Origin of the sequence: Dorea ammoniilytica (genome assembly GCF_025567415.1) — a bacterium.
In the GTDB taxonomy this organism is placed as follows: Bacteria; Bacillota; Clostridia; order Lachnospirales; family Lachnospiraceae; genus Claveliimonas; species Claveliimonas ammoniilytica.
This window is the reverse complement of sequence record NZ_JAOQJV010000030.1, coordinates 1-7,734: the sequence shown is the minus strand read 5'-3', so window position 1 is coordinate 7,734 and position 7,734 is coordinate 1. Positions and strand designations below refer to the sequence as shown.

General features: G+C 42.7%; 6 protein-coding genes and 1 rRNA gene. All 7 read right to left on the bottom strand.

From position 1 onward, the window contains the following. Positions 1–72 (bottom strand): 16S ribosomal RNA (locus tag OCV65_RS13140); the annotation flags it as partial. A gap of 598 nt (positions 73–670) precedes the next feature. Then, the gene (locus tag OCV65_RS13135) at positions 671–1,531 is read right to left on the bottom strand and encodes a class II fructose-bisphosphate aldolase (RefSeq protein WP_262582452.1); all 861 of its coding nucleotides are present in this window, start codon (positions 1,529–1,531) and stop codon (positions 671–673) included. A gap of 14 nt (positions 1,532–1,545) precedes the next feature. Beyond that, the gene (locus OCV65_RS13130) at positions 1,546–2,601 is read right to left on the bottom strand and encodes a zinc-dependent alcohol dehydrogenase (protein ID WP_118384469.1); all 1,056 of its coding nucleotides are present in this window, start codon (positions 2,599–2,601) and stop codon (positions 1,546–1,548) included. A 183-nt stretch (positions 2,602–2,784) separates the two neighbouring features. Next, positions 2,785–3,648 carry a class II fructose-bisphosphate aldolase gene (locus OCV65_RS13125; protein ID WP_262582451.1) on the bottom strand — a complete coding sequence of 288 codons (864 nt, stop codon included), beginning with the start codon at positions 3,646–3,648 and terminating at the stop codon, positions 2,785–2,787. Between the two features lie 153 nt (positions 3,649–3,801). Further along, the gene (locus tag OCV65_RS13120) at positions 3,802–4,848 is read right to left on the bottom strand and encodes a zinc-dependent alcohol dehydrogenase (RefSeq protein WP_262582450.1); all 1,047 of its coding nucleotides are present in this window, start codon (positions 4,846–4,848) and stop codon (positions 3,802–3,804) included. Between the two features lie 182 nt (positions 4,849–5,030). Next, positions 5,031–6,374 carry an MATE family efflux transporter gene (locus tag OCV65_RS13115; RefSeq protein ID WP_262582449.1) on the bottom strand — a complete coding sequence of 448 codons (1,344 nt, stop codon included), beginning with the start codon at positions 6,372–6,374 and terminating at the stop codon, positions 5,031–5,033. A gap of 158 nt (positions 6,375–6,532) precedes the next feature. Then, positions 6,533–7,573 carry a hypothetical protein gene (locus OCV65_RS13110; RefSeq protein WP_262582448.1) on the bottom strand — a complete coding sequence of 347 codons (1,041 nt, stop codon included), beginning with the start codon at positions 7,571–7,573 and terminating at the stop codon, positions 6,533–6,535. Positions 7,574–7,734: the final 161 nt, after the last annotated feature.

The following is a 7,734-nucleotide window of genomic DNA, read 5'->3' as shown; positions in this document are numbered from 1 at the left end:
GCTTCGTTCGACTTGCATGTGTTAAGCACGCCGCCAGCGTTCATCCTGAGCCAGGATCAAACTCTCGTAAAAAATATTTTCCCTCACACCTCAGCGTGAGTTAAAATCAAGTTTAATTCCGTTCAGGAAAACCACTAGCTTTCCTATCCCGTTATTACTGTTATATAGGTTGACTTCAACTTTCAAGTTGTCAGTCCGTTCTGAATTTTCTCTTAAAGAATCTTCAGGGTTGTTGTCTATTGTTCAGTTATCAAAGTTCTTTGTGTTGTCGTTTGCGACAGCTTTAATAGATTATCACATCTTTCGTCGCTTGTCAACAACTTTTTTATTTTTGTTGTTTCAGCGGTGCGTACTCGCTCGAAACAGCTTATCTAGAATATCATGTTTATCGACATTTGTCAACAACTTTTTTCATTTCATATATTCCAGATTTTCGGTTGTGCCTCATGGACAGCGGTGCTTCTCAGCCCTGTCTCACGCGACAGCTTGTATAATATAGCACAGCGGAAGTGGAATTGTCAATATTGTTTTTAATATTTATTTAATTTAGACAATTCAGTCAATTCCGCCGCTGCAATAATACAATTCTTATGCACATCTACAACTTCTATATACATGAAGAGCGGATCACCTTTCGATGATCCGCTCAGTTTTTCTATAGATTATACATTTATTTACCGGCAAATACCAACATTGCCCTCTTAATGTCTTCTTTCATTGCATCCATTGCTTTCAGACGCAGTGCGGAATAGAAGTATGGCTGACCATCTTCTACCGATGCAATATATTCTGCTGCTGCATTACCTGCTGCCTTGTCCATATAAGTAAAGTAGTTGATCTTGCGCACACCTGCTGCAATTGCCTGATGGTAATCTTCTTCACTTACCCCTGAGCCACCGTGCATGACTACCGGGATGCTGTCTGCCTTTGCACGTACATCTTTTACGATATCAAAATTCAGCTTTGGCTCGGTCAGATAGATACCGTGTGTAGTTCCGAATGAACAAGCCAATGCTGCGATGCCTGTTTTTGCCACAAAGTCTTTTGCCATATCAGGATCTGTGTAGATCTTAGCGTCATCTTCTTCACCTGGTGTACCTGCACCGAATTCACGTTTACCCATGCTTCCGATCTCAGCCTCTACATCTGCGCCGTAAGATGCTGCAAGTTTTACAGCTTCGCAGGTAGTCTTAACATTTTCCTCGTATGGAGTTGTCGATCCATCATACATGACTGCTGTGAATCCCATTTCCAGAGATCTCTTCAGATAATCCAGATCCTCGCCGTGATCCAGCATTACACATACCGGAACTTTTGCTTTCTTAGCATGCTCTACCATGATAGGTCCGATCACATCAAGCGGACACAGGCTCTCGTGGCACTGTGCATGCATTATAATAGTAGGAAGTTCTACTTCCTCTGCTGCCGCGATTGCTGCGCAAAGGCTTTCAAGGTTCGGTGTATCAAATGCGCCAATCGCAATCTTCTTGTCTTCTGCTGCCTGCAGTACTTCTTTTAATGTCGCTAACATTGTACACTTCCTCCTTATTTATCATGATCTTCCATTTTCAGTACAACTTTGTATGTATCCGGACGCATCGCACATGCCATAGCTTCATCAAAGTCATTGTAATCATATACTGCTTCAATTAATGGTGTCGGATCAAATACGCCCTTGTTCATAATCTGTACTGCCTGCCAGAATGTCTTAACAGAACCATTCTGCGCACCTGTAATATTAACCTGTGTAGAGTGGATTGCTCCAAGATTAACTTCTACCGGTTTATTCGGGTGCAGAGACGAGAACATTACTACTGTACCACATTTCGCTGTGCATTCAATTGCCTGAAGCGCAAGTGCAGGAACTGCTGTTGTATCGAATACAACCTTTGCTCCCATTCCGCCTGTCAGCTTCTTAACCTCTGCCACAGCGTCTGTGTTCATTGGATCGATAACATCATTTGCGCCAAGCTCAAGTGCTTTATCTCTTCTTTCTTTCATTGGCTCAGACAGGATAACTCTTGCTCCTCTGAGATGTGCCAGCATTACATGCAGCATACCCATTGTACCGCCGCCGATTACGAGTACGTCATCACCAAATTCAACATTGCTCTTGTTGATAGAGTTCAATACACAGGCAATCGGCTCTGTCAGTGCCAGCTTCTCATATGATACATGATCTTCACAGATGTACAGGTCAGATGCCTTTGCAGTGATGTACTGTGCAAATCCGCCAAATCCGGAGATTCCATCCGGGTTCTGATATGCTGTTGTATGAGAGAAGTCCGGACATACATTTTCATATCCGTTCTTGCAGTAATAGCATTCATTGCAGTTATCAATAATATATGTTACAACTTTCTGACCAACATGGAAACGATCTTTATTTACCGCACTTCCCATTTCGCAGATTTCTCCGGCATACTCATGTCCACCGATACGTGGATAACTGAAGTTGCAGTCTCCTTTAAAATCACGGACATCGTTTACACAGATTCCTGATGCGTGAATCTTAACCAACACCTCATCTTCTTTCGGTACCGGAGTCGGGATCTCTGTCATTTTTACGTGTCCTGGTTCGCTCATTACAAGTGCTTTCATAATTACATGCTCCTTTCAGCAAATGCAAATTTTCTGATATTTAAAAACAATTTTTATCACAAAATTACTATAGCACATTCTCGTTTTCGTACTTACAATCCTTTTGCAGAATATTGCGCAATATTTCTGCACGTTTTTTTAATGCCAGGAACATAACGCTCCTGGCATTCCAATCAAATATTCTTAATCTATCATAGAAAATGTCTTTATTGCCTCTTTTACATTTTCTTTCATTGCTGCAAAAGCGGCTGCTCTGGCTGATGAATAGAATACCGGTTTCCCCTTTTCTACCGACTCTACATACTCTTCTGTCGCGGTTCCGCCTGTTTTATCCATGTATGTGAAATAGTTGATCTTGCGCACACCTGCTTTGATTGCTTTGTGGAAGTCTTCTTTGCTCACACCCGATCCGCCGTGCATGACTACCGGCACTCCTTCTGTCTTCTCACGCACGCCGCTTACAATATCAAAATTCAGCTTTGGTTCCGTCAGATAAATACCGTGTGTAGTTCCAAATGAGCACGCCAGTGCGTCAATACCTGTCTGCTCTACAAATTCTTTCGCCATATCTGGATCTGTATAAATCTTCTGGTCATCTTCTTCGCCAGGTTTACCACTTCCAAATTCACGTTTACCCATACTTCCAAGCTCAGCTTCTACATTTGCGCCATATTTTTCAGCAAGTTCTACTGCCTTTTTTGTAGTTGCAAGATTCTCTTCGTAAGGATGTACAGAACCGTCATACATTACCGAAGTGAATCCCATATCCAATGCGCGTTTCAGATAATCCAGATCCTCGCCATGATCCAGATGTACACATACCGGAACAGATGCCCTTGCTGCATGATCCAGCATAATTGGTCCAATAATATCTAATGGAATCAGTTCTTCATGCATCTGACAATGCTGAACAATAACCGGTCTTTCCAGTTCCTCTGCACTTTCAATTGCCGCACGCAGTGATTCCAGATTCGGAGTATTAAATGCTCCGATTGCGATTCCCTGTTGTTCAGCAATCATCATTACATCATTCAATGTTACTAACATAAATTTACCCTCCTACAAATTCAAGAATGCCTCGGCATTCTTGCTGCGAGGTGCGTGTCATGCAATTGCATGACATACTTCTACTGCGCACCTCTGCAATCCTGCCGGAGGCTATATCAGCTGGGGGATTGACTCCCAGCTGATATATTTTAATTAATCCGTAATCTTAAGTACTACCTTGTATGTATCCGGACGCATCGCGCATGCCATAGCCTGATCAAAATCATGATAATCGTAAATATCCTCAATGATCGGTGTCGGATCAAATACGCCTCTGTTCAACATCTTCACTGCCTGCCAGAATGTCTTAACTGTTCCGTTCTGTGCGCCTGTAATATTTTTCTGTGTAGAATGGATTGCGCCAAGATTAATCTCTACCGGTTTGTTCGGATGCAGGGACGAGAACATTACCATCGTTCCACATTTCGCTGTGCAGTCCAGTGCCTGTAATGCAATTGCAGGAATAGCTGTCGTGTTAAATACGATCTTTGCTCCAAGTCCGTCTGTCAACCTCTTCACTTCTTCTGCCACATCAACCTTGGTCGGATCGATGACCGCATTTGCTCCCAGTTCCAGTGCTTTCTTTCTACGCTCTTCCACCGGCTCTGACAGAATAACATTCGCGCCCTTCATATGCGCCAGCATGACATGAAGCATGCCCATAGTTCCGCCACCGATAACCAGCACATCATCACCAAACTCTACATTTGCATTATTAATAGAATTGATAACGCATGCAACCGGTTCTACCACTGCCAGTTTTTCAAATGCCACATTATCATTTGCGATATACAGATCTTCTGCTTTAGCAACAACAAACTGGCCAAAGCCACAGAAGCCAGAGATGCCATCCGGATTCTTATATGTAATACTGTTCAATGAATCCGGACACACATTTTCGAATCCATTTTTGCAGTAGTAACACTCCTTACAGTTATCAACCACATAAGTAACAACTCTCTGTCCCACATGGAAACGGTTCTTATTCACTTCCGAACCAATTTCATAGATCTCACCCGCAAACTCATGTCCACCGATACGCGGATAAGAATAATCACATTCTCCCTTAAAATCCCTCACATCATTAATGCAGATTCCGGCTGCACGAACACGTACCAACACCTCATCCGGTTTAATCTCCGGCATTGGTAATTCTGTCATTTTCACATTGCCCGGTTCGCTCATCACAAGTGCTTTCATAATTGCATACTCCTTCCAGAAATGTATAATACCAGGGTCAAAAGGTCTAAGTCCGCAGGTATCATAGTCAATATCATATTCTCACTATAGCACAGGCAATAGCGAAATGCGTATCGGTTAATTTCCGAAAATAGCGCAATAATCCTGCACGTTTTTTCGTTTGCAATGCATGCTACCGAAAGTTATCGAGATGACAGTTGTTTATCAGTTGGCCATGATTTTCTGAGTGCTGCATAGGAAATCAGAAAATTCGCAAGCCAACCGGCCGGCACAGCAAGCCAGACAAATGCGATGCCAAAACGAGGGGCAAAGATCAAAGCAACTGACAGACGGATTGCCAGATTTACCATATTTGCAATGAGAAATGGCCGCATGATTCCAAGTCCACGAAGAACACCATCCGTTGCCATCTTAATCCCCATGAAGATGAAAAAGTAGCCGATCCATCTCATATAACCTCCGGATACCTCATATGCTAAAGCGGTTCCGTCTTTACCCAGGAATAATGAGGAAATTTGAGTATGCAGCGTCTCAATGACTATAAAAGCAAAAACTGCAAAACATAGATCCAACACCAGTGCAGCGTGATATCCTTTTTTGATGCGTTCTGTTTTCTTTGCGCCAAGATTCTGGGATACATACGGCGAGACTGCATTTCCAATGGATACAAAGATCAGTGAAAAAACATTTTCTACCCGCATCGTTGCCGAATAACCAGCGAGTGCCTGTGTCCCGAATGGATTTACAACCGCCTGTACGATCATCATACCAATTGACACTGTGGACTGTTGAAGAACTGATGGTACGGCTATTCGAAGCATAGAATGTAATTCCCGCCCATCAAACCAGGCAAAATGACTTTTATATCGGCGCATCCGACCAAAGAAAATCAAAAGTGAAAACACTGCGGAAATCCCCTGTGCAATGAGAGTCGCAAGGGCTGCACCAAACACACCCAGACCAAGTCCGGCCACCATCCAAAGATCCATAAATATATTCAAAACAGAAGAGAATATCAAAAGCCCCAGCGGGATTTTTGACTCTCCGATAGACGTGAACATCGTCGAAAGGATATTGTACATAAACAGAAACGGAAAACCTACAAAATAAACACGAAGATACAGTACTGCTTCCTTCAGTATATCAGCAGGTGTCTGTAACAAACTCATCATCGAATGGGAAAAGCAAAATCCAAAGACGCCCAGAAGTATACTTAGAATCAGGAAACTAATCAATGATGTTGATACGATTGTTTTCATTTTGCTATAATCTCTGGATCCAAAATAACGGCTCACAAGTACACCGGCACCAACGCCGCCCCCCAACGCGATACAAATGAAGACATTCGTAAGTGCAGCACAGGCACCAACTGCCGCAAGTGCAGAAGAGCCAACAAACTGACCAACGATTATTGAATCAGCCATATTATATACTTGTTGAAAAAAACTGCCTAAAATCATAGGCATTGCAAAAACAGTCAGCGCTTTAAGTGGCTCATCTGTGATTAAATATTCATCTTTTGACATTGTCTTATTCCTCCACAAATTCCAGCTTTTTATCCGGAAGCTCTTTTGGTGTAAAAAATTTGAGCAATGTAATCATAACACACAGATGAAAAAAGGTCACCACAAAGGTGACCTTTCAAACTTATTGATTTGATACTTTCATGAGTAGTATGCCTGGCTTAGAATCCTGTCAATCTGAAGAACATCAATTCATTTGCCGACTCGTCATTTCGCTTCTGTGTCAGCAGGATTAAAAGAGAACCGTCGTCTAACAGCTGCATATCTTCCAGCCATGGATAACCGACACCAAATATGTCATCTGTAGAAATTGCGCCTATATGCGTTCCATCTTTTGCCCAGAATTGTATTTCCCGCATATTTCCATCTGCTGCCACAAAACCATTTTCTGTTTCCGCCATGCCCGTAATGGATCCGAGCCGGTCCGGAGAACTGATATCTGCTCCACCTAATTTCAAAAGCTGATTGCCTTCATAATCATAGACAATTATTTTTGTGCCTTCATCTTCTGCTGCCATGGAGCCGGCAACCATAATATGACTATCCGTAATCTGGACGTCATCTATCATTGAAAATTCTCCTTTACGTTCAGCGGCATCATTTAATCCGGTCAGTATCCACGGTTCAGCCGTCAGATTGCCGCCCTGATTCGAAATCTTCTGCGTATCGCTGTTCACCCAGAAACTGATTCCCCATTCTCCGGACGGATGCATGTTCAGATCGCCAGTTACTGTTGTCTGAAGCGCTTTTTTCCCATCTTTTACGCCAATCACTTCTTGAATTCCCGGTGAAAGATATAACATCCCACTGCTGTCCGCAGACATATATTCACAATCCTTCTCCAGTTCCATCGTAGAAACGAATTCGAGTCCGCTTTCTGAATAATTATACGTATCCAGTTTATTCCCCAGCAAATGAAATACCTGATCGCCCTGTTTTACAAATTGGTGTTCCATGATCTGCATAACGCCCTGGGCTTCTTTAAACGGAATATATTCCGGGACGATCGTATAAGAACCTACCATCTGCTCTGCCAATACAGGTTCAAGAGGTTCTCCCTCCCATGGCCATGGTGCGTCTTTATTTCCTTCGTCCTCTAATTTCAGCACAATTCCGTCCAACAATTCTTTGACAGCATCATCTGTTTCCTGTCCTTTTACACGGATATCATAAGATGTACCAGACTCTTCATGACGATACATATACGTGTTCCTTCCGGAATTATTTTCCGGCATTACCGCATATTCTGCATTTCCGATTGTTCCTCAGCATATTTTATAGTGGCTCAGTTGTCAAGACAAAAATCTAAGATTTTTATAATGAACTGATATGGTGGACAAGTTACAAGGAACATGGAGAGAAC